This window comes from Herbaspirillum rhizosphaerae, assembly GCF_046025915.1.
Classification (GTDB): Bacteria; Pseudomonadota; Gammaproteobacteria; order Burkholderiales; family Burkholderiaceae_D; genus Herbaspirillum; species Herbaspirillum rhizosphaerae_A.
Genome location: NZ_JAQQFR010000018.1, coordinates 45,992 through 68,976 on the forward strand (window position 1 = coordinate 45,992; position 22,985 = coordinate 68,976).

The 22,985-nt window shown below is 56.6% G+C and carries 20 protein-coding genes; 14 read left to right on the forward strand and 6 right to left on the reverse strand.

The window, feature by feature from the left end; translation table 11 throughout:
- Both PQR63_RS21960 and erpA read left to right on the forward strand, forming a co-directional pair.
- Positions 1-402: a bactofilin family protein gene (locus PQR63_RS21960; protein WP_016832797.1), complete on the forward strand. Its 402-nt coding sequence runs from the start codon at positions 1-3 to the stop codon at positions 400-402.
- A 55-nt stretch (positions 403-457) separates the two neighbouring features.
- A complete protein-coding gene (gene erpA / locus PQR63_RS21965) occupies positions 458-823 on the forward strand; it encodes an iron-sulfur cluster insertion protein ErpA (RefSeq protein WP_408170143.1) in 366 nt (121 codons plus the stop codon).
- Positions 824-928: 105 nt separating this feature from the next.
- Here the strand turns inward: erpA and hemL are convergent, their stop codons facing one another.
- Both hemL and thiD read right to left on the reverse strand, forming a co-directional pair.
- Positions 929-2,227 (reverse strand): glutamate-1-semialdehyde 2,1-aminomutase, encoded by a 1,299-nt coding sequence (gene hemL, locus PQR63_RS21970; protein WP_408170146.1) that lies wholly within the window; start codon positions 2,225-2,227, stop codon positions 929-931.
- A gap of 28 nt (positions 2,228-2,255) precedes the next feature.
- A complete protein-coding gene (gene thiD / locus PQR63_RS21975; RefSeq protein WP_408170149.1) occupies positions 2,256-3,080 on the reverse strand; it encodes a bifunctional hydroxymethylpyrimidine kinase/phosphomethylpyrimidine kinase in 825 nt (274 codons plus the stop codon).
- Between the two features lie 95 nt (positions 3,081-3,175).
- On the opposite strand from thiD, the gene PQR63_RS21980 reads away from it, so the two are divergent.
- The 8 genes from PQR63_RS21980 to PQR63_RS22015 all read left to right on the forward strand — a co-directional run bounded on the left by PQR63_RS21980 (position 3,176) and on the right by PQR63_RS22015 (position 14,080).
- A complete protein-coding gene (locus PQR63_RS21980) occupies positions 3,176-3,328 on the forward strand; it encodes a rubredoxin (protein ID WP_034299925.1) in 153 nt (50 codons plus the stop codon).
- A 159-nt stretch (positions 3,329-3,487) separates the two neighbouring features.
- Positions 3,488-3,898 carry a response regulator gene (locus tag PQR63_RS21985; protein WP_408170151.1) on the forward strand — a complete coding sequence of 137 codons (411 nt, stop codon included), beginning with the start codon at positions 3,488-3,490 and terminating at the stop codon, positions 3,896-3,898.
- 34 nt (positions 3,899-3,932) lie between these two features.
- On the forward strand, positions 3,933-4,301 hold the full coding sequence (locus tag PQR63_RS21990; protein WP_408170154.1) for a response regulator: 369 nt from the start codon (positions 3,933-3,935) through the stop codon (positions 4,299-4,301).
- A gap of 39 nt (positions 4,302-4,340) precedes the next feature.
- Positions 4,341-4,895 (forward strand): chemotaxis protein CheW, encoded by a 555-nt coding sequence (locus PQR63_RS21995; RefSeq protein WP_408170156.1) that lies wholly within the window; start codon positions 4,341-4,343, stop codon positions 4,893-4,895.
- Positions 4,896-4,974: 79 nt separating this feature from the next.
- Positions 4,975-7,188, forward strand: coding sequence for a methyl-accepting chemotaxis protein (locus PQR63_RS22000; protein WP_408170158.1), 2,214 nt, complete (start codon positions 4,975-4,977; stop codon positions 7,186-7,188).
- Positions 7,189-7,201: 13 nt separating this feature from the next.
- Positions 7,202-11,995, forward strand: coding sequence for an Hpt domain-containing protein (locus tag PQR63_RS22005; RefSeq protein WP_408170161.1), 4,794 nt, complete (start codon positions 7,202-7,204; stop codon positions 11,993-11,995).
- 96 nt (positions 11,996-12,091) lie between these two features.
- Positions 12,092-12,886, forward strand: coding sequence for a ZIP family metal transporter (locus PQR63_RS22010; protein ID WP_408170163.1), 795 nt, complete (start codon positions 12,092-12,094; stop codon positions 12,884-12,886).
- Between the two features lie 267 nt (positions 12,887-13,153).
- The gene (locus PQR63_RS22015) at positions 13,154-14,080 is read left to right on the forward strand and encodes a LysR family transcriptional regulator (protein ID WP_408170166.1); all 927 of its coding nucleotides are present in this window, start codon (positions 13,154-13,156) and stop codon (positions 14,078-14,080) included.
- Positions 14,081-14,095: 15 nt separating this feature from the next.
- Here PQR63_RS22015 and PQR63_RS22020 read toward each other — a convergent pair whose 3' ends face one another.
- The 3 genes from PQR63_RS22020 to PQR63_RS22030 form a co-directional block, all read right to left on the reverse strand.
- Positions 14,096-14,956, reverse strand: a complete 861-nt coding sequence (locus PQR63_RS22020; RefSeq protein ID WP_408170169.1) for a sulfurtransferase — start codon at positions 14,954-14,956, stop codon at positions 14,096-14,098.
- A gap of 8 nt (positions 14,957-14,964) precedes the next feature.
- On the reverse strand, positions 14,965-15,879 hold the full coding sequence (locus PQR63_RS22025) for a DMT family transporter (RefSeq protein ID WP_408170171.1): 915 nt from the start codon (positions 15,877-15,879) through the stop codon (positions 14,965-14,967).
- 199 nt (positions 15,880-16,078) lie between these two features.
- Positions 16,079-17,197 (reverse strand): aromatic ring-hydroxylating oxygenase subunit alpha, encoded by a 1,119-nt coding sequence (locus PQR63_RS22030; protein ID WP_408170174.1) that lies wholly within the window; start codon positions 17,195-17,197, stop codon positions 16,079-16,081.
- A 223-nt stretch (positions 17,198-17,420) separates the two neighbouring features.
- On the opposite strand from PQR63_RS22030, the gene PQR63_RS22035 reads away from it, so the two are divergent.
- The 3 genes from PQR63_RS22035 to dxs all read left to right on the forward strand — a co-directional run bounded on the left by PQR63_RS22035 (position 17,421) and on the right by dxs (position 20,595).
- Positions 17,421-17,687, forward strand: coding sequence for an exodeoxyribonuclease VII small subunit (locus PQR63_RS22035; protein ID WP_408170177.1), 267 nt, complete (start codon positions 17,421-17,423; stop codon positions 17,685-17,687).
- On the forward strand, positions 17,684-18,595 hold the full coding sequence (locus tag PQR63_RS22040) for a polyprenyl synthetase family protein (protein ID WP_408170179.1): 912 nt from the start codon (positions 17,684-17,686) through the stop codon (positions 18,593-18,595). The genes PQR63_RS22035 and PQR63_RS22040 overlap by 4 nt, the downstream gene beginning before the upstream one ends.
- Before the next feature lie 137 nt (positions 18,596-18,732).
- Positions 18,733-20,595 carry a 1-deoxy-D-xylulose-5-phosphate synthase gene (gene dxs / locus PQR63_RS22045; protein WP_408170182.1) on the forward strand — a complete coding sequence of 621 codons (1,863 nt, stop codon included), beginning with the start codon at positions 18,733-18,735 and terminating at the stop codon, positions 20,593-20,595.
- Positions 20,596-20,658: 63 nt separating this feature from the next.
- Here the strand turns inward: dxs and PQR63_RS22050 are convergent, their stop codons facing one another.
- Entirely contained in the window at positions 20,659-21,222 is a 564-nt protein-coding gene (locus PQR63_RS22050) for a cob(I)yrinic acid a,c-diamide adenosyltransferase (protein ID WP_408170185.1), read from the reverse strand.
- Positions 21,223-21,448: 226 nt separating this feature from the next.
- Between PQR63_RS22050 and PQR63_RS22055 the strand changes: the two genes are divergently transcribed.
- The gene (locus tag PQR63_RS22055; RefSeq protein ID WP_408170188.1) at positions 21,449-22,858 is read left to right on the forward strand and encodes an FAD-binding oxidoreductase; all 1,410 of its coding nucleotides are present in this window, start codon (positions 21,449-21,451) and stop codon (positions 22,856-22,858) included.
- The last annotated feature ends 127 nt before the right edge of the window (positions 22,859-22,985 follow it).

Sequence of the window (22,985 nt, forward strand, 5' to 3'; positions counted from 1 at the left end):
ATGTTGGGACGTAAATCCAAAAGCACCATCGACAGCCTTATCGGCATTTCCACCAGTATCCACGGTGACGTCCATTTCAAGGGCGGCCTGCGTATTGACGGTCATATCAAGGGCAATATCAATGCTGAAGCTGGTCAGCCCAGCGTGCTGGTCATTTCAGAGCATGCCAAGATCGTCGGCGAGATCCGCGCCGTGCATCTGATTGTCAATGGCGAAATCATCGGCGATGTGCATTCGGTCGAGCTCCTTGAATTACAGCCAAAAGCCCGCATAACTGGAGATGTCTATTACAAGGCTCTGGAAATGCATGGCGGCGCGTTGGTCTCCGGCAAGCTCAGCCACGGGCAGACCGAAGAGGCGCCGGTGCTCAAACTGGCGGCTTCGGCCGGCGGCGATGCATGATTCTTCCATAAGCCTTATAATCACTCCATTGTCCGCTGATTAGCAGGAGCTTAATATGAATGCAGTTGCAGAAATCCCAGAAACCGCGATTCCATCGCCAATGATCTTTTCCGACAGCGCCGCAGCCAAGGTTGCACAACTGATCGAAGAAGAGGGCAACCCAGACCTGAAGCTGCGCGTGTTCGTGCAAGGCGGCGGCTGCTCTGGCTTCCAGTATGGTTTCACCTTTGATGAAATCGTCAACGAAGACGACACGACCATGACCAAGAATGGCGTGCAGCTGCTGATCGACTCCATGAGCTATCAGTATCTGGTCGGCGCAGAGATCGACTACAAGGACGATCTGGAAGGTGCGCAATTCGTGATCAAGAATCCAAACGCAACAACGACTTGCGGTTGCGGTTCGTCGTTCTCGGCTTAATTGCCGAGCGCGCGCAGATTTAGAAGTACCAGTCTCCTAAGACGTAAAAAAGGACGCCTCGGCGTCCTTTTTTATTTTCTGCATTTTCTGCCGATTCCTGCTGGCTTATTTGATGGCAGCGAACGCCGTACGTGCAGCTGCAATGGTTGCTTCAATCACGGCATCATCGTGCTGGGCCGAAACAAAGCCTGCTTCAAATGCCGACGGCGCCAGATAAACGCCCGCGTCCAGCATGGCGTGGAAGAACACGTTGAACTTGTCCTTGTTGCCCTGCATGACTTCGGCATAGCTGGTTGGTACGCTCGGCGCGAAGTACAGGCCAAACATGCCACCCACCGTATCGGCCGAGAACGCCACGTCAGCAGCCTTGGCAGCTTCGCAAAGGCGATCGGTGAGCTTGCGCGTCTGTGCACTCAGCTTGGTGTAGAAATCGGCTTCCTGGACGATCTGCAACGTTGTCAGGCCTGCCGCAACGGTCACCGGGTTACCGGACAGGGTTCCTGCCTGGTACACACCGCCGAGTGGCGCCAGATGCTTCATGATGTCTGCGCGGCCGCCAAAGGCTGCAACCGGCAAACCACCGCCGATCACTTTGCCCAGTGCAGTCAGATCCGGAATGATGTCGTAGAGCGATTGTGCGCCGCCCAATGCTACGCGGAAGCCGGACATGACTTCGTCGAAAATCAGGATGGCGCCGTATTCGGTACAGAGACGACGCATGGTTTGCAGGAATTCGGGTGTCGCACGCACCAGGTTCATGTTGCCGGCCACAGGCTCCACAATCACGCAGGCGATGTCGTTGCCGGCAGCCTTGAAAGCCTCTTCCAGCTGTTGCGTGTTGTTGTAATCCAGCACAAGCGTGTGCTTGACGAAATCTTCCGGTACGCCCGAAGAGGTTGGATTGCCGAAGGTTAACAAGCCGCTACCGGCTTTCACCAGCAGAGAGTCGGCGTGACCGTGGTAGCAGCCTTCAAATTTGACGATCTTGTCGCGCTTGGTCGCGCCGCGTGCAAGCCGCAGGGCGCTCATGGTCGCTTCAGTGCCGCTGGAAACCAGGCGGACTTGTTCAATCGATGGCACCAGTTTGCAGATTTCCTCGGCCATCTCGATTTCGCCTTCGGTCGGCGCACCAAAGCTCAGTCCGCGTGCCGCGGCTTCCTGTACGGCCCGCACGACTTTAGGATGGGCATGGCCGACAATTGCCGGCCCCCACGAGCCAATGTAGTCGATATAACGGCGGTCTTCGGCATCCCAGAAATACGGGCCCTGGGCCTTGGTGATGAAGCGTGGTGTGCCGCCGACGGAGCGGAAGGCTCGCACCGGCGAGTTGACGCCGCCGGGAGTGGTCTGCTGAGCGCGGGCGAACAGGGATTCGTTGGTAGTGCCGGAGCTTTTTTGGTTCATACGGGGATGTGAGATGTCGTCAGTTGGTTCAATTGGTTTCGTCTGATTCGCGGGCCCAGAAATAGCGGTCCGGAATCAGTTTGCCCATGCCCAGGCGTTGTGCATGGGCAAGAGCGGCAAGAGTGAATTCCTGGGCTTCGGAGACGGCTTCTGGAATTTCCAGTCCATTGGCCAGCATGGCGCAGATGGCGGCAGACAAGGTCGTGCCCGCGCCCGTAAACGATCCCGGCAGGCGTTGCCAGCTGTCGCGGCGGATGATGCCGGTATCGTCGAACAGCGCGTTGACGACTTCATGCATCTCGCCGGGCATGCCGGTCACGAAGAGATATTCGCAACCCATTTCGACGATGCGCGTGGCATCAAGCTGCAGAGCATCTCCCGGCACCGGCTCGCGCCAGGTTTCCGCCAGGCGGTTGAGTTCTACTGCGGAAGCCAGCATCAGCGTGGTTTGCGGGATCAGCAACTCGCGGATGGCGATCAGATTATCGTCGTCATCGCCGTCCTGCGACGGCATTGCGGTGATGAAAGGATCCAGAATCAGCGGGATATCGGGGTAATCTGAGACAATTTCGGCAATCGCGGAAATATTCTCAATGCTGCCGACCGCGCCGACCTTGAACGCGGCGACCGGCATGTCTTCAAGAATGACCCGTGCCTGATCTGCCATCCAGTCGACGTCGATGACCTGAATGTCTTCGATGCGCGCCGTATCGCTCACCAGCAGGGATGTGATGATGGACAAGCCGTGGCAGCCCATGGCGGCAAAGGTCGCGAGGTCGGCCTGGATGCCGGTTGCCCCGACAGGGTCGGCTGCGCCAAAAGTTAATATCAGAGGAGAAGTTTGGTTTTGCACGACGAGTAGATTAAGATATCTGGTTTACCATTTTACTTGATTGATTTGAGGGATAGTCAGCCGTGAGCGATAGCAAAACAGAATTTAAGACCTGGATGTGCCTGATCTGTGGTTGGATCTACGACGAAGAGGCCGGCCTGCCGGATGAAGGCATTGCTCCCGGCACGCGTTGGGAAGATGTGCCAATCAACTGGACCTGTCCCGAATGCGGCGCCCGTAAGGAAGATTTCGAGATGGTCGCGCTCTAACGCTGCAAGCCATCCGGCGGCAGACTCGTGTTGCCGCATCGCAGGCCTGCTTTCCCGCCAAATAAGGGGGGAAGGCAGGCCTGTTCCGTTTATGGGCGGTTGTTCATTTTGCTATAGTCGGCTGATAGGCCCTATCGGGCGGCACCCGGAAGGAACGCAATGTCCGAGATCGTAGCGCGGGTTTCTCTGAACATTCTTGTCATTGACGACAGCTACACCATCCGACGCTCGGCCGACCAATTTCTGCGCCAGGCAGGTCACCGTGTCTTTTTGGCCACCGATGGTCTTGACGCGCTCGGGTCAATTACAGAAATGAATCCTGATTTGATCTTTTGCGACATCCTGATGCCGAGGTTGAGTGGTTATCAGGTTTGTTGGTTAGTTAAAAAAAATGCAAGATTTCATGCAACTCCAGTCATTATGCTGTCGTCCAAGGACGGTCTGTTTGACCGCGCACGAGCAACAATCGTGGGTGCAACCGCGTTCATGACGAAGCCGTTTTCGGAAGAGGGCCTGTTGGAGGCCGTCAATACTTATGCGGAAAGGCGTAGCATCGTCGTCGAGTCCTGATCAGCGTATCTCTCAAGCATGGAGCAAGGGCTCAATGAAAATAAAGAAAATACTCGTTGTCGACGATTCTCCAACTGATCGATATCTGTTAGCGGATATTCTGAAGAAAAAAGGATTTGAGGTCGAGACCGCGGAGGATGGGGATATGGCGCTCAACAAGATTCGTCTGTTCGAGCCTCATTTGATTTTGATGGACATCGTCATGCCGGGGAAAAACGGTTTTCAAATCACGCGTCAGATTGCGCGTGATCCCGATCTGAAGCATATTCCCGTGATGATCTGCAGTATCAAGGCGCAGGAGACGGATCGTATCTGGGCGTTAAGCCAAGGCGCACGCGACTACATCGTCAAGCCGGTCAACGCAGACGACCTGATGGCAAAAATAGGTGCGATTGCAGGATAAGCCGGCCGGCGGCCGGTCGAAAGATTGGGGAGAAACGCGATGACACAGAACGAGGCCGTAAATGTCCCGCAGGCACAGTGGAAAAGCAGCCGGCTGCGTGAGTTTCAGGCGCGTCTGCTGGAACGGATGGAAGCCGCGCGCGACGGCTCTGGTATGCGCGACAGCCGCCTCGGCGTTATCGTGGGTGATTTGCACTGTTTGCTGGATCCACGTGAGGCAAGCGAAATAACCCGGCTCATGCCGGTGACCAAAGTGCCGTTGACCAAAGACTGGTATCTGGGGCTTGCCAATGTGCGTGGCAATCTGGTCGGCGTGGTCGATCTGCAGCGCTTCCTCGGCGGTACGCTGCAGGTACGAGGCAAGGAAAGTCGCGTTATTGTCGTCTCAGCAGCCTTGTCCGGCACCAGCGCGCTGATGGTAACGCAGGTATTGGGTCTGCGTCATGTTCAGGAAATGACTTTGAAAGAAGATGCCGAGGATGCGTCGGAAATCGTTACGGGAAAGCGCTATCTTGATCGCGACCAGCAGGAGTGGGTGGAAATCAGTCTGGCCGCAGTCATCGGCGATGCACGTTTTTTGCAGGTCGGGTTGTAGGGCAATTTTGTAAGGCCGCCTGGTAAATCCATGTTGTATCCGGCCTGCCGGTGCGAGCAGGTAATAAGGAGTCTGAGTTATGGCATTCAAGTTGCCGCAGTTATCAAAACATAAAACGACAGCAGCGACAGAGAAGTCGGCAAGCATGGCAACGGCCGTCAGTTCCAAAGCAGAGAAATACATGCAGCGTTATCAGCATACGCGCTTGCCTTTCATCGGGCGGCAGTCGTTGCGCGCGCAAACACGTATCTTGCTGATGCTGCTGATTTTCGCATTGATCTCCATGTTCTTTTTCCTCTGGCTGGGTTCCAAGCACTATATCCACGCCAGTCTTCAGGCGCATATCACCAGCGATCTGGTGATGCATTCCCAGCGTATCGGCAAGGCTGTGCCCAATGCCATTCAAGGTAATCGTGAAGCTTTCAACCAACTGAGCGAGAGCCGCAGGGAATTCAATCAAGGGATGAGTGTGCTGCTGCAGGGAGGCGAGTATCAGGGATATTCCATCCGCAGGCCCGAGCCGGATATGCGTGTGGTGCTGACAGATGTGCAAAAAATATGGGATCACACCGACAAGGCTGCAGTCACCATACTCAAACTGCAACCTGAGCTCACCGGATTTGGTGTCACCCTGGCGCGCTTGCGTTTGTTGTCCCCCAATCTGCTCGACCTGAGCGAGCAGATTTCCATGTTGCAATCGCAAAGCGGCAATGCTCCACGCGAGGTCGCCGCTGCCGGCCAACTGGTGTTGCTGACCTTGCGGCTTGGACGCAGCGCCAATGAGTTCCTGACGTCGGAAGGAGTCAACCCGGAGACCGCCTTTCTGCTGGGTAAGGACGTCAACACGTTTCACGACATCATCGATGGTTTCATGAACGGTAGCGAGATCCTTGGATTGAGCCCCGTGCGTGACAAGGACTTGCGCGACAAGTTGGGCGAGTTGGAAAAGGTATTCGGCGAATATCAGCCGCTGGTCGCCAACATTCTTGGCAATCTGCAGAATTTCATTGCTGCCAAGCAATCCGAGCAACTGGTTTTTCTTGAAAATGAAACGCTCAAGCAGCGTCTCACCATCTTGCAGAACGATTACCGGCGTGCGCAAGAGACGCGCTCATGGACTTTCTGGATCATGCTGTTGTCCATGGCGACGGCCTTGATTTGTGGAGTCGGTATCGCCTGGGTACAGTTGCAGAGCAGCCGGCGCAACGCCGAAGAAGCCGAATTGCGCCGTCAGGAAGCCGAGGCGCAACGATTGCACGCGCAGCAGCAGGAAGAGCGCGCCATGCGCACCAACGCCATCAATCAGGCCGCTATTTTGCGCTTGATGAATGAGCTACAAAAAGTCGCGGACGGTGACCTGACAGTGCACACGACCGTATCGGAAGACATCACCGGCGCCATTGCTGATTCCGTCAACTACACCGTTGAGGCTTTGCGCGGTCTGGTCGGTCAGGTGACACGCACGGCATCCCAGGTAGCGGCGGCTTCCAATCAGGTGCGCAACAACGCGGACGAACTCACCACTGCGGGCCAGACCCAGGCTCGTCGGATTCTGGAAACCGGGCAATCCATGCTGGAGATGTCGATTCAGATTACCGACGTTTCGATCTCGGCGAACAAGTCTGCAGATGTCGCGCGGCATTCGGTGGTGGTGGCAGAACGCGGTGCCAAGGCAGTGGAAGACGCGGTCAAGGGCATGAATGAAATTCGCGAACAGATTCAGGAAACATCGAAGCGCATCAAGCGTCTCGGCGAGTCGTCGCAAGAAATCGGCGAGATCACGGAGTTGATTTCCGATATTACCGAACAGACCAATGTGCTGGCGCTCAACGCCGCTATCCAGGCCGCCTCGGCGGGTGAGGCCGGACGCGGATTTTCTGTCGTCGCAGAAGAAGTCCAGCGGCTGGCCGAGCGCTCCAGTGCGGCGACTCGCCAGATCGGCGCGTTGGTGCGCATGATTCAGGCAGACACACATGACGCCGTCGCCGCAATGGAAAAATCGACCGCCGGTGTGGTGGAGGGCACCAAGCTGTCCGATGCGGCAGGTGCTTCGCTGTCGGATATCCGGCGTGTTTCCAATCAACTGGCGGAATTGATTCAAGACATTTCCTCTTCCACTGGCAATCAAGCCACATCGGCCAATAGCGTGGCGCAAAATATTCAAAACATCCTCAGTGAGAATGAAAGCATTGAGGAACGTCGGGAGGAAGTGATCTCGCTGTTTAACGAACTGCACGATCTCGCTGAATTGCTTAAAAATTCAGTGTCTCGTTTCCGGGTCACCATCTCCTGACATCGTGGCTACGATGTCAACCAACCCGGTGTCAGACACCTTCTTGTATCCCGCTCCCGACGATGGTGCTGCCGCTGCCGTTAACTCTGCGGCTCTGATCTTGCTTGCTCCCGGTCTGCAAGAGATGGTCGTTGACGCGTGCAGTGCATTGGACAATGCCAAGACAGCAGAAGAGATCCTCCGGATCGGTGTGGTCATGCAAACCATCGTTAAGGCGCTACTCTTCATCGAGGAGCCGTTGCTGGCGTTTTTTGTCAATGCCATTGGACAGATGCTTGGGGACGGGGGTGACGGCGATCTCCGTGTAAAAGCTGTGGCGGCCGCAAAGCGGGCGTGCCTGTCGCTGCGGCATTATCTCGATGCGGTGGATCGGCTACCGAGGCCGTGTCCCTTGCAGCTATTCGCTGCTTATAAGACTGTGGCGGCCGTAAGTAATCAGGAGAAGGTTCATCCTGTTGAGTTGGCGCTCCCCGATCGTTTCAGCGAGAACGAACTGCAATTTCCACCGTGCGAGGTCGCAACAGTCACATCATCTGACGCGACTCTGTCGGCGTGCCGAAGCGAATTCGAAGCGGCGCTGCTTAACTACCAGCGAGCATTGGATGCGGATGTCGGCACTCAGTTTTTGCAACGCATGGCGGAAATCGTTCAACAGATAGTCCGTATGCCGATTGTGTCTCCTCATATAAATTTTTGGCGCGTCATCGATGTCGCCGTTGGCTTGTTCGCCATTGGTGAGGTAGACGTTGATCAATATGCGAAAAAATTTCTCGGACAGGTCAATCTGCAGTTGCGCCGCCTTGTCAGCGGTACCTGTGAAGGCGATACACGGTTGTTGCGTGAAGGTCTGTTTTTCATTGCACTGGGGCCGGCATCGAACGATAAGGTGCGAGCATTCAAGCAACTCAACGACCTACCTGATTTGTATCAGCGCGACTATCAACAGCCTTTCGATACAACCTCTAACACAATGCGTGTCGTCCCATCTGCTCCTGATAGCCGTGAAGCTGAATCTGCAGAATTGGCTACTGCATTGGCGCGGCTGGAGTCGTCAATCGAGAGCAACGTCAACGGCAGTTGCAACTTGTCAGAAATTGCCAACGCGATACACGATTTTTCCCTCGTTGCCGAGCGCCTGAAGTTTGACGCATCAGCAAAGCTGTTGCGCGCCGATGCCATCAGTCTTGAAAGGGCTGCTAAAGCTGGCGAAGTTTTGACCGTGGAATCAACGGTGCTCAGAGCTTCCATTCATCACCTCGCAGCACTGAGTTTGTCGCTATCTCTGGCACAGAATAGTTCACCTGTCCTTTATCGCAGCAAGCACGAAGAGTTCATCGAGAGCAGCGCCGGCACTCCAGAATTACTTGCGCGATCTGAACAGCATGAAGAGGTCGAAGCGATCAAGCAAGCTGAAGGAGCAACATCGATCAATATCGAGAGTACGACAGCAGCAGAGCCGACCGAGGAAGACCTTGACCAAGAATTGCTTGAGATATTTCTCATGGAAGCCGATGACATTCTCTGCACCATGGACAAGGCTCTGACCGCTTCCCGTAGTGCGCGTGAAGACATGGCGCATGTCACCGTCTTGAGGCGATGTTTTCATACACTGAAGGGCAGTTGTCGCATGGTCGGACTGCACGCGATGAGTGACGGCGCCATGGCAGTGGAAAGTTTTTTGAACGACTGGTTGGCAGAAGCATCTCCAGGAACCGAGGCGGGTTACACGCTGCTGGACTATGCCAAGCGTGAAGTCGCGATCTGGATTGATGAGATCCGTCAGCACGGAAAATCCCATCGGCATCCCGATGCAATGATCGTTGCGGTACAGAGTGCCAGACAAGACGTAACTGTCGATCTGCAGGACGGCGCGAGGAAGGCAGCAGAAGGTATTGCGCTTGCCTCGCAAGATTCAGAGGAATCCATTCGCGTTGGCGATATGGAGATTTCGGTGCAATTGCACCAGATCTACTGTGCTGAATCGGAGAACCTACTTGCTGTCGTAGCTGCTCATCTTGAACAATGGAGGCACGTGTTGCCCGAGGTAATTGATCCGGAAATGCTGCGTGCTACGCATTCACTCAAAAGTAGTTCGGCGTCGGTGCAATTTGCTGCACTGAAGACGCTGGCGCATACCTTGGACGACGTGATGCAATTTGTCGAGCATTCGCCAGCTGTGTTGGACGCTGATGCCTGTCGCTCTCTCGTGCAGATTGTGCAGCAACTGCAATCCATGCAACAGCTGTTCGCATCTCGTCGGATGCCGCCTGCGCGGGAGGATTTGCAACAGCAACTGTTGTCGCTGCTGGAGACGCTGAAAGTGCGTCGCGAGGAGGCCTCCAGTCGCGAACAAGAGATATCGCATCGGCATGACGAAGTGAGCGTCCCTGAGTTGAATGAAGATGACCTCGGCCTGGGTTTGAACTCGTGCGATGACACTTGCACTGATCTTATCGATCCAGAGTTGCTTGAGATTTTTCTGGAAGAGGGGCGCGACCTGTTGCCGCAAATCGGCGAGAGCTTGCACCAATTGCAGAAATCACCGGATGATCGCCGTTTGATTCAACATCTCCTGCGTCCACTGCATACCATTAAAGGCAGCGCACGCATGGCCGGTGCAATGCACCTCGGACAGTACATGCATGAACTCGAAACCAGCATTGATGAGATGGTGCGTGACGGCGTGTCATCCAACCTGCGGATCGATGATTTGCTGGCACGCTACGATCACGGATTGCAGTTGTTTGAGGCGCTTCAGAAGCCGTCTCCAATGCTACCGCCCGCGTCACCACAATTGTTGGTTTCCGACGAACAACCGCAGGCGATGCCGGGGCCGCGTATTGTCGCGCCCGGAGTTGAAATAGGCGCCGGTAGCAGCGCAACGATCGAGGCGGATACCGGCAAAAGCGTCAATGCTGCGCCGCTGGTGCGCATCCGTGCCGGCATCCTGGACAATCTGCTGAATCAGGCTGGCGAGATGTCAATATCAAGGTCGGGTCTGGAGTCCGAAGTCAACGTGCTGCGCAGACATCTGGCCGATTTGGGCGGCAACGTCTCGCGGCTCACGACGCAGTTGCGTGAGCTGGAAATTCAGGCCGAGATCCAGATCGCGGCTTCGAATCAAAGGTTACCGCAGAATCAGCATTTTGATCCGTTGGAATTCGACCGCTTTACCCATCTGCAGGAAATGACGCGCATGCTGGCAGAGAGCGTCAACGATGTCGCCTCCCTGCAAAAAAATCTGCTTGAAACCGTCGATCACACGCAAAACAGCCTGACGCAGCAAGCCAGGCTCACGCGCGAAATGCAGCAAGAGCTGATGCAAGCGCGCATGGTGCAGTTTCGCGGCGTGGAAGAGCGTTTGCATCGGTTGGTGCGCCAGATGGCCAAGGAAACCGGCAAGGAGCTTGAGCTGGATATTCAGGGAGGCACGGTCGAGCTGGATCGGAGCATCCTCGAAAAGATGGTTGGCCCTTTCGAACATTTGCTAAGAAACGCGGCTGCCCATGGTATCGAAACCGTCGAGCAGCGCCGCAATGCCGGCAAGCCGACTATCGGGAAATTATCGCTGCAAGTAAAGCAAGAGGGTTACGAAGTCATGATTCGCCTGTCTGATGACGGTCAGGGACTTGATCTGGCGCGCATACACGAGAAAGCATTGCGCCTCGGCCTGATCGATGTTGACCGGCAATGGTCGGATGTCGAGTTGAAGGGGCTCATATTTCAGCCTGGCTTTACCACGAGTACCGACGTGACGGCGATTGCAGGACGTGGCGTCGGCATGGATGTGGTGCGTTCCGAGGTGGCGTCATTGGGCGGGCGTATCAGCATCGACACCGTCGCGGGGCAAGGCGCTACTTTCATCATTCATTTGCCTTTGTCGCTGGCGGTTACGCAGGTGGTCTTGCTGGAATTGGGCGAGCAGACCTATGCCATCCCGTCGCTTCTGGTCGAACAAGTCTTGCAACTCAAAGCCGACAGACAAGCCGAGGTATTTCGAGACGGCAGCCTTGACTGGCAGGGGCGCAAGTTAGCCATGCACTATCTGCCTGTCTTGTTGGGTGAGGACAAAGGTGTCCCGGCGCAGCAAACCTTGTCGATCCTGGTGGTCAAAAGCGGCCACGACTTTCTGGCCATTCTGGTCGATCGCATCATCGGCAATCGTGAAGTCGTCACCAAGAATATCGGTCCGCAACTGGCGCATATGGTCGGTGTGGTGGGTGCCACCGTACTGGGTAGTGGCAGTATCGCTCTGATTCTCAATCCTATTCAGCTGGCGCAGCGTCATGGTTACCAAAAAGTCTTGCGCCATGTTGAGCCTGTTGTGACGAACAGGGATCATGGCAAGAAGACGATCCTTGTGGTCGATGATTCTCTGACCGTCAGGCGCGTCATGCAACGCCTCCTGACGCGTGAGGGCTATCACGTCGTGTTGGCCACCGATGGTGTCGATGCCTTGCACCAGTTGCAGAGTGTTCGCCCCGACATCGCGCTGGTCGATATCGAAATGCCGCGTATGGACGGCTTCGATTTGACGCGCAATATTCGCGACATGAGCAGTACGGGCACGCTGCCTATCATTATGATTACCTCACGGACTGCCGCAAAGCATCGCGAGCGCGCGATGGAACTCGGTGTCAACGAATATCTGGGCAAGCCGTATCAGGATGATGTGTTACTGAAAATGATCGTTCGCTTGACCGGTGAGCAAGGCAGGCAGCCACCAGCACACGACATTGACGAGTTGTTGTTTAAGCCGTCCGGGGTGCCATCGGCCCAAGAAGATGGCTTGTCTGCGCCGGATTGAGGCCGATTTGCCGAAAAAAATCAGCTATGGTCTAATCTGCCACTTCCTTTGATCACCTGCTGCATAGACTGTTTAGACTGCTGCGACCTCTGACGATTGGGGCTACAAATTAATTCCACACTTGTTTCCATCCTGCTTGCCACGGCCATTGCCGGGGTATTCAGTATTACGGCTGCGGCGATTTTTTCGTTTGCCTTGCTGTCGAAGATGGTCGAGCGCCTGGTCAGTCTGTCGGTCGGCATCATGCTGTCGACATCGTTGCTGCATGCTTTGCCGGAAGCTTTCGAATCCTCCGCTGAGCCGCACAAGCTGTTTGCCGTGTTGCTGGGAGGTCTGCTGGCGTTTTTCTTGCTGGAAAAATTATCGATCCTGCGGCATTCGCATCACCATGAAGAAGACGGTCACGGCCATCATCACGGCCATGACAAGCGTGAAGCGGGCAAGGCCGGCTGGATGATTCTTGTCGGCGACGGCTTGCATAACTTCACTGACGGTATTTTGATTGCTGCGGCTTTTTTGGCGGATCCGCATCTTGGACTGGTCACGGGCCTGGCCATCATCGCGCATGAAATCCCGCAGGAAATCGGCGACTTCATCGTGCTGCTCAATGCCGGCTTCTCGCGCACCCGCGCCTATGTCTACAACCTGATCTGCAGCCTGATGGCGGTATTGGGTGGCGTGTTGGGCTACTTCACACTGGAGCGCGGCATGGAATGGATTCCTTACGTGCTGGTGTTCGCTTCATCCGGTTTCATCTACATTGCCGTCAGCGATCTGATGCCACAAATGCAACGTCGCGCGACGCTGCGCGAAACCATTCCGCAAGTCATCCTGATCGCACTTGGCGTGGCGATCGTGCTGGTGCTGACCAGCCATGCTCACGCGCACTAAGATCTGGCAGCGGGATCCGAACGGGGTTTGATGGGACGGCACATCAGCTTGACGACCACGCTGATGACCAGGCCGAAGAAACCGAGCGTAACAAGTAGCGTTTCAAACACGATAGTCCCTTTCTTGTCTTTTTTCTAAGCTGCTGCCGGGATGGCGTGCCGTTACTGTAGTCCTGCCGTGACGGTCCGCGCCAATATCAAATGCGCCGTGCTGTTATCTCAAAACGGCATAGCGGCAGGGGCAGTATCGGTTCACAATGCGGGCACGATGATTTCATTCAAACAGCTCAGATACTTTGTCGAGATAGTCGCTGCCGGAAGCTACACGCGGGCTTCCGAGCGCTTGTACATCGCGCAATCGGCGTTGAGCCGGCAGATCAAAGAGCTAGAGTCGGACATGGATGTCGTGCTGCTTCGGCGAGATGCCAAGCAGGTTGAACTGACATTAGCCGGGCAGGAGTTCTACGACAAGGCCCGCAAGATTCTGGAAGATCTGGAGCACGCTATTTCGCAGGCGCGCTACATCGACAAGGGCGAACGCGGTGCGATCCGCTTGCTGCATTCCAGCTCTGTGCCGCTGTCGCCGCCGCTGGGGCCGTGTCTGAATACGGTATTGGAAGGCTTTCCCGGCGTCACGCTGGAGATTTCGCAAGCGTCGTCAGAACATCAGGCGCTGGAAGTCGAAGAAGGGCGTGCTGACCTCGGCCTCGCGCGCATCCCCATCCTGCGCAAGCATCCGCATCTGGAAACCGTCACCTTGTTTCAGGAGAAACTGGTCGTCGCGGTCTCTTTGCAGCATCCGCTGGCGCAGCACAGTGTCATCGACATTGCCGCCTTACGTGACGAGTTATTCGTATCGACGCCGCATCGCGATCGCGGCGGCCTGAGTTATCTGGTGGCGGAGCGTTGCATTGCGCACGGTTTTTTCCCAAAACCGGCACGCGCTACTTCACGCAAAGCATCGCTGCTGAGTCTGGTCAATGCCAACTTCGGTATTGCCATCGTGCCTGACAGCATGCGCGCCATTGCTGTCGCCGGCGTGCATTTTATCGATCTGAAGGAAGAGGATTTTCAATCCGCCGTGGTGCTGATGCATCGGCGCGGGGCTTCGGTGATGGTCGATCAGTTCGTGCAGGCTTTCATTGCGGCGATTGCCAGACCGTCGACATCGCCACAGCTGGCGACGTCGACGTAGATCTCTAACCCACTGTCAGGGCTGCGGACCGCTAGCAACCGGACGCGTCGAGTCAGAACTCCACTCACTCCAGGAACCAGGATACAGTTTTGCACCCGGCAAACCGGCGACTTCCAGGGCCAGCAAGTTGTGGCAGGCGGTAACGCCCGAGCCGCACTGCATGATGGCGGTTTGCGGATTGTCGATCAGCGCGTTCCATTCTGCGCGCAGGGTTTCCGGCGATTTGAAGCTGCCGTCGGCGGCGAGGTTGTCTTTGAAGAAGCGATTTTTCGCGCCAGGGATATGGCCGCCAACGGCGTCCATCGTTTCGTTCTCGCCGCGATAGCGGTCTGCTGCGCGCGCATCGACTACAGTCATGGCCTTGCTGGTGATATTGTCGAGCACGCCTTCGGCATCAATGGCGGTAACCAATGAAGACTGCTCCTGCAAATCGCCGCGCGTAGCCACCGGCATTTCCGTCGTCACTGCGCCGCCTTGTGCCTGCCAGGCTTGCAAACCACCGTCCAGCACGGCGACTTGCACATGGCCGACCCAGCGCAGCAGCCACCACAAGCGCGCTGCATACATGCCGCCCTGGGCATCGTAAGCGACGACTTGCGTGTTGGCGTTGACACCGATGACGCGCATGGCGTCGACGAAATCCTGACGTTCCGGCAACGGATGACGGCCCTTGAACTTGCCATCGCTGCCGGTTTTGGCACCGGACAGGATCTGATCCAGATGTGCAAAGCGCGCGTTGGGGATGTGGCCGGCGCGATAAGCATCGAGCCCGGCTTCCGGATTGGTCAGGTCGTGACGGCAGTCAACGATCAGCAGGTTGTCGTCACTTGCATGAGCAGCGAGATCGGCGGCGGAAATGAGGGTGGCGTAGGTCATGATTTTTCCTAAACTTCAGTGGCAATCGGATCGATCGCCGGTAGATTCTTGGAAGATTGTTGCGAGCGTTGATTGTAGAACGTGGAGACGATGCCGCTCATCAAAATGATGGCAATACCGGCAAAACCAAGCCAGCCCGGCGCGTCTTTCCAGATCAGCATACCCCACATGCTGGCAAACACGATTCCGGTGTACTGCAGATTGGCCGTCACCAGCGTATTGCCCAGGCGATAGGCGCGTGTCATGGCGATTTGCGCGATGGTCGCAGTCAGGCCGATAGTGAGGATCAGCGCAACGCCTTTGAGGCTGTGTGCATGCCAGAACGGTACGCGACCGGTGGCGATGCTGCCGACGATCCCAGCCAGCAAGCCAGTGAAAGAAAAATAGAAGACCACGCGATATTCCGGCTCGCCCAGCAGGCCGAGCTTGCGCACCTGCAGGTAGACCAGTGCCGATAGCACGCCCGAGAACAAGGCGATCACGCCGCCGAGCAGTTCGTCCGAGTTGATCGACGGGCGAAGCAGCAGCGCCACACCGATGAAGCTCAGCACCACTGTACCGGCCAGGCCCCATTCGAAGCGCTTCTTGCCTTGCCACCAGGCCACGCCAAACAGCATTGCGGCAATCCAGATGGATGACATGTAATTCAGCGTCGTGGCGGTCGCTACCGGCAGCAGGTTGAAGGAGTAGAACCACAGCCACAGCGAGATCACGCCGACGCCGCCGCGAATGATGTGGTCGCGCGGGTAGGGCGTCTTCAATGTTCCGCCCTTGATGCTGATCAGGCCGTAGATGAAGCAGACCCCGACGATGCCGCGGCAGAGTACGATTTCAGCGGTGGAGTAATGATCGCCGGCCAGCTTGACGCAGACGCCCATGATCGAAAACAGGAAGGAAGCAACAAGCATCCAGAGGGATTGCATGACGGAACTCTATTCAAAAACGATGCCAAAAAAACAGGCAGCGCGAGCTGGTGCCGGCGCTGCCTTCGGATATTGCGTTAGTCGGAGGTGATGCAGAATTCGTCTGAAGCTGCGGATGTTGCCAATGTTACCAATGTCGTGGGGCTACATCGTGACCATCGCATCTTCGCTGCCTTCTGCATGTCTGCTCCTGGGAGATTCAGTTTTCTTGCACCGCGATCTGCGACCGATACCACTCGTGGAAGTGCTGCATGCCGTCTTCCATCGGCGACTGGTAAGGACCCACTTCACTGGTGCCGCGATCCATCAGTATACGCCGACCGGCATCCATGCGCAGGGCGATCTCGTCGTCCTCGACACAGGTCTCCATGTAGGCGGCGCGTTCGGCCTCGACCATCTCGCGTTCGAACAGGGCGATTTCTTCCGGATAGTAGAACTCGACGACGTTGGTGGTCTTTTGCGGACCGCTCGGCCACAGTGTCGACACCACCAGCACATGCGGATACCACTCGACCATGATGTTCGGATACAGCGTCAGCCAGATAGCGCCGTACTTCGGCGGCTGGCCGTTGCCGAAGCGCAGTACCTGCTCCTGCCACTTCTTGTAGGTTGGCGAGCCGGACTTGGCCAGGCCGTGATTCACGCCCACGGTCTGCACGCTGTAGTTCTTGCCGAATTCCCATTTCAGGTCGTCGCAGCTGACGAAGCTGCCCAGACCAGGGTGGAAAGGCTCGACGTGATAATCCTCCAGATAGACTTCGATGAAAGTCTTCCAGTTGTAATCGCATTCGTGCACTTCGACGTGATCGAACAGATAGCCGGAAAAATCCAGATCCTTGCTCACACCCAGTTGCCGCAATTGCGCCGCAACGTCGACACCGTCTTTGCCGTTGTTTTCGAACAGCAGGCCGTTCCAGTCTTGCAAAGGCGTTTTGGACAAGTTGAGGCACGGCGTTTCGCCGAAATGCGGCGCGCCGATCAGGTCACCCTTGAGATCATAGGTCCAACGATGCAGCGGGCAGACGATATTGCGCGCATTGCCGCGGCCGTCCAGCATTTTGGCTTGACGGTGGCGACAGACGTTGGAAAGCAGATCGATGCCCTGCGCATTGCGCACCAGCATACGACCTTCGTTTTCCCATGGCAGCGTCGCATAGTCGCCGACATTGGGCACCATCAATTCATGGCCGGCGTAACGCGGGCCCTTCTGAAACAATTGGTGAATTTCGCGCTTGAAAAGCGCCGCGTCAAAATAGACGTCTACTGGCAATTGCGCGTTTGAGCGCGCCAGTTTGGCAAAAGTAGCAAGATCGGACATCCCCGCCCCCAAATTAATTTGCACCAACCTAAGAGAGAAAGAATCCGCAAAAACCTGGGTTCAAATAATATGAAGAGGAAATTTTGGACAGAACCGGGGATTATGCCATAAAACCGGGGTATCTGGGGCATTCGACCGCGTAAATCGCGATCAAGTTCGCGTTCGAGCGCCTATCTGTGGCGGTTTGCACTAAAATAACGGGCTATATTCGAAATCAGCCACTATGCCAAAGAATCCTGTCAAAGCCAGCTCACCCGCCTCGTTTGAAGAAGCCATGGAAGAGCTGGAACAACTGGTCGTCCAGATGGAAGCGGGCGAACTGCCGCTGGAAGCTTCCGTCGCGGCATACAAGCGCGGCGCTGAACTGGTCAAGTTCTGCGCTGCGCAGCTGGACAAGGTCGACAGCCAGGTCAAAGTACTTGAGGGCGACATGCTCAAACCACTGGCCACCGGCTCCGCCGGTTCTGCCGATGATGAGGATCGCGAATGAACGCCAGAATCGGGGCTACTTCGTCTTTCCTGGACTGGATGCAACACATCCAGTCGGGCATGGAAACCACGCTCGACACCTACCTGCCGCCGGAAATCCACATGCCCGCGCGTCTGCATCAGGCCATGCGCTACACCGCACTTGATGGCGGCAAACGCGTGCGGCCATTGCTGGTCTATGCCGCCGGCGAATTATTTGATGCCCCTGAGCAATTGCTGGCGCGTTCCGCTGCCGCAGTAGAAATGATCCACGTCTATTCGCTGGTGCATGACGATATGCCCTGCATGGACGACGATGCCTTGCGCCGTGGCAAGCCTACCGTGCACGTCAAATACGACGAAGCGACTGCTTTGCTGGTCGGCGATGCCTTGCAGGCGCAAGCGTTTGCGGTATTGGCAGAAATTGTTGACGAACAGCAAGCTGCGCGTCAGTTGAAGATGGTGCATCTGCTGGCCGAGGCTGCCGGCTCGGCAGGGATGTGCGGCGGGCAGGCAATCGATCTGGCCAGTGTCGGCATGACTTTGTCGCTGGCGGAACTGGAACAGATGCACAGACTCAAAACGGGAGCGCTGCTGCGTGCATCGATTTTGCTCGGCGCCTACAGCGGCAAGTTGCTGTCGACGGCGGAAACCGCCGCGTTGGAAGCGTACGCCGGCGCGATTGGTCTGGCGTTTCAAGTGGTGGACGATATTCTCGATGCGACGGCGGACTCCGCCACCCTCGGCAAGACTGCCGGCAAGGATGCCGCCGATAATAAGCCGACTTATGTATCGATCCTCGGTTTGAGCGAATCACAGGCGCTGGCAGAGAAGCTGCGCGGCGATGCGCATCAGGCGCTGGCGCAATTCGGCGACAAGGCGCGCCGCCTGCATGAGCTGGCCGATCTTATCGTTCAGCGCAAAGCATAAAGAGAGCAAGAATAAGACGAACGCGAAGAATACTAAGCGAAGTGTACGAAGAATGCAGTGGCATCCGCAAAACAGTCTGACTTGCAGTCACAGCCACAGCTTCTCCGCAGTAGCAAATTAACGGTGAACAACCCAGCATGCTTAATACGATAAATAGCCCAGCCGATCTGCGGCAACTCCCGCGCACCCAGTTGAAGCCATTGGCTGATGAGCTGCGCGCCTTCGTGCTCGATTCGGTATCGAAGACCGGCGGACATCTCTCGTCCAATCTCGGTACGGTGGAATTGACGATTGCCTTGCACTACGTCTTCAACACGCCGGAAGACCGCATTGTCTGGGACGTCGGCCATCAGACTTATCCGCACAAGATCCTCACCGGACGTCGCGATCAGATGTCGACACTGCGCCAGTTCAATGGCATTTCCGGTTTTCCGCGCCGAGCCGAGAGCGAGTACGACACATTTGGTACCGCGCATTCTTCGACTTCCATTTCCGCCGCGCTGGGCATGGCGCTGGCAGCCAAAACCAAGGGCGAAGATCGTCACGCCATCGCGGTGATCGGCGACGGCTCGATGACGGCCGGCATGGCGTTTGAAGCACTGAACAATGCCGGTATTTGCGAAGACGTGAACCTGCTGGTGATCCTCAACGACAATGACATGTCGATTTCGCCGCCGGTCGGTGCGCTCAATCGCTATCTCGCGCGCCTGATGTCCGGACAGTTCTACGCCAAGGCCAAGAACGTCGGCAAGTCCATGTTGCCGGCGCCAATGCTGGAATTGGCCAAGCGCCTGGAAGAGCACGCCAAAGGCATGATCGTCCCGGCCACCATGTTCGAAGAATTCGGCTTCAACTACATTGGTCCGATCGACGGCCACGACCTCGACTCGCTGATCCCAACGCTGCAAAACCTGAAGAACCTCAAGGGCCCGCAGTTCCTGCACGTGGTCACCAAGAAGGGCCAGGGCTACAAGCTGGCCGAGGCCGATCCGGTGCTGTATCACGGTCCCGGCAAGTTCAATCCGGCTGAAGGCATCAAACCTGCGGCGGCGAGCAAACTGACCTACACGCAAGTTTTCGGCGAATGGCTGTGCGACATGGCGGCACAGGACAAGACCCTGGTCGGCATCACGCCGGCGATGCGCGAAGGTTCGGGTATGGTCAAGTTTGAACAGAAATTCCCTGATCGCTACTATGACGTCGGCATCGCAGAACAACATGCCGTCACCTTTGCTGCCGGTATGGCCTGCGAAGGTTTGAAGCCGGTGGTGGCGATTTACTCGACCTTCCTGCAACGCGCTTACGATCAACTGATTCACGACGTTGCGTTGCAAAACCTCGACGTGACTTTTGCTCTGGATCGCGCTGGACTGGTCGGTGCCGACGGCGCCACGCATGCGGGTAATTACGATCTGGCTTTCCTGCGCTGTATCCCGAACATGGTTGTCATGGCCGCGTCCGACGAAAACGAATGCCGCCAGATGCTGTCGACTGCCTTCGAGCACAAAGGCCCGGCAGCGGTGCGCTATCCGCGTGGTTCCGGCACAGGTGCCGTGGTGGAAAAGATCTTGAGCACCATCCCGATGGGCAAGGGAGAAGTACGCCGCGAAGGCAAAGGTATCGCGATCCTCGCCTTCGGCACCATGGTTGCCCCGGCGCTGGCAGCGGGTGAAAAACTCAATGCGACCGTCGCTAACATGCGTTTCATCAAGCCGCTTGATATTGAGCTGGTCAAGCAACTCGCCGCCAGCCACGATGCGCTGGTAACGGTCGAAGAAGGTTGCATCATGGGCGGCGCCGGCGCTGCCGTGGCCGAGGCACTGGCCGAAGCCGGTATCGTCAAGCCATTGCTGCATCTGGGTTTGCCGGATCGCTTCATCGATCACGGCGACGCAGGTCAGTTGCTGGCCGGCTGCGGTCTCGATGGCGAAGGCATTGCCGCTTCCATCGTGCAACGCTTCGGCAAAGATCAGCCTCGCCTGGTGGTCAACAACGCTTGAATGTCAGGATGACGACGTAAAAAAAGCGGCCATGGCCGCTTTTTTTATTTCAGTTTTTATTCCTTATTGTTTTTCGTCCTCTGTCCGGCCTTTATGCCACAACACATCGCTGCCTCCCGCGTAACGATTGAGCATACGCGACAGCACGAAGCATAAATCAGACAGCCGGTTCAGATATTGCCGCGGCTGCGGATTAACAGTTTCTGCTTGCGCCAGCGTCACCACAGCGCGCTCGGCGCGACGGCATACGGTGCGGCATATGTGCATCTGCGCTGCTGCGCGCGAACCGCCCGGCAGGATGAACTCCTTAAGCGGCGGCAAGTCGGCGTTGTACTTCTCCAACAACGCATCAAGCCGCGCCACCTGGGTCTCGGTAATCAGGCTGTAGCCGGGGATGCACAACTCGCCGCCCAGATCGAACAAGTCATGCTGGATCGTCAGCAACTCCTCGCGCAAGGTCGCCGGCAAGTCTTCACACAGCAGCAGGCCGACATGCGAATTGAGTTCGTCCACATCGCCCAAGGCGTGAATACGCGGATGATCTTTCGCCGTGCGGCTGCCATCGCCGAGTCCGGTGCTGCCATCGTCGCCGGTGCGCGTTGCAATTTTGGAAAGTCGATTGCCCATACTTTTCTCTGCAAACAAAAGTCTCAAGGATAGGCTAAAAAATTGCGTTTAAAGCTCAAGTTGTCAGACAAATATAAAATATGTCTGCAGCAAGAGAGTAAAATCCCATAGAGGTTTTGACAAGAGAGAAGGCCACTGCGCAGGAGTTCCAGCACGCTTTTCGCTGTAATTCTGCATGGAAGAATATTCCCTTGCGTCACTATTCCAACAGACAGAGAGACAAGCAATGAACCATATCGTTGATGCGCAGAAACTGCGCAAGCCCGTTCCCGAGGCGCTGCTGACATCCTTGCAGGCCCTGTTCGGCAATCGCTTTTCGACCACTCAGGCCATGCGCGAGCACCACGGTCGCGACGAATCCTCCTACGATCCGATGTTGCCCGATGCCGTCGTCTTCGCGCACACCACCGAAGAAGTCGCAGCCTTCATCAAGCTGTGCAGCAGCTACGAAGTCCCGGTGATTCCGTACGGCACCGGCACCTCGCTCGAAGGCCACGTGCTGGCGCTGCAAGGCGGCATCACCATCGATCTGTCGCAAATGAATCAGGTGCTGGCCGTCAACGGCGAAGACCTGACCGCCACCGTGCAAGCCGGCGTCACACGCAAACAGCTGAATCAGGAAATCAAGGATAGCGGTCTGTTCTTCCCGATCGATCCGGGTGCAGACGCTTCCATCGGCGGCATGGCATCTACCCGCGCTTCGGGCACCAATGCCGTACGCTATGGAACCATGCGTGAGAACACGCTGGCGCTGACAGTCGTCACCGCCGACGGCAACATCATCAAGACCGGCACACGCGCCAAGAAATCTTCGGCAGGCTACGACCTGACCCGTGTCTATGTCGGCAGCGAAGGCACGCTCGGCATCATCACAGAAGTGACCGTGCGCCTCTACCCGCAGCCGGAAGCTGTCTCCGCGGCCATCTGCTCTTTCCCGAGCGTGGCCGATGCCGTCAATACCGTGATCCAGGCGATCCAGGTGGGCGTACCGCTGGCGCGTGTCGAGCTGCTCGACGAAAACGGCGTCAAGGCCATCAATGCCCACGACAAGATGACCTTGCCCGAAAATCCATTGCTGCTGTTTGAATTCCACGGCAGCGAAAACGGCGTCAAGGAGCAGGCCGAGATGGTGCAGGAACTCGCCAAAGACAATAATGCCACCGGCTTCGAATGGGCCACACGTCCCGAAGACCGCACGCGCCTGTGGACCGCGCGTCACAATGCCTACTTTGCATTGCTGCAGATGCGTCCCGGCGCACGCGCGATTTCCACCGACTGTTGCGTGCCGATTTCCCGTCTGGCCGAATGCGTGCTGGAGACCAAAGCCGATTGCGAATCACAGGGCTTGATCCACGCCATCATCGGCCACGTCGGCGACGGCAATTTCCACGTGCAAATGATGGTCGATCCCAACGATCCGGCGGACATCGCCCGCGCCGAAGGCGTCAATGCGCGCATGGTTGCACGCGCGCTGGAAATGGACGGCACCTGCACCGGTGAGCACGGCGTCGGCTTGCACAAGATGGATTTTCTCGTGCAGGAGCACGGCGAAGGCGCTATCGACGTCATGCGCGCGATCAAGCATGCACTCGATCCGAAGAACATCATGAACCCCGGCAAGATCGTTCGTTGGTAAGCAGATCCGTCGTCCAGTTCCATCGTCATTTAGAAATCGTCAGGCAGTACACCGGGACGCGCCATCTGACACGATGGCCGTCTCGCATTACAACAGCGCAACAGCACAACAGCAGGTAAAACAAGAC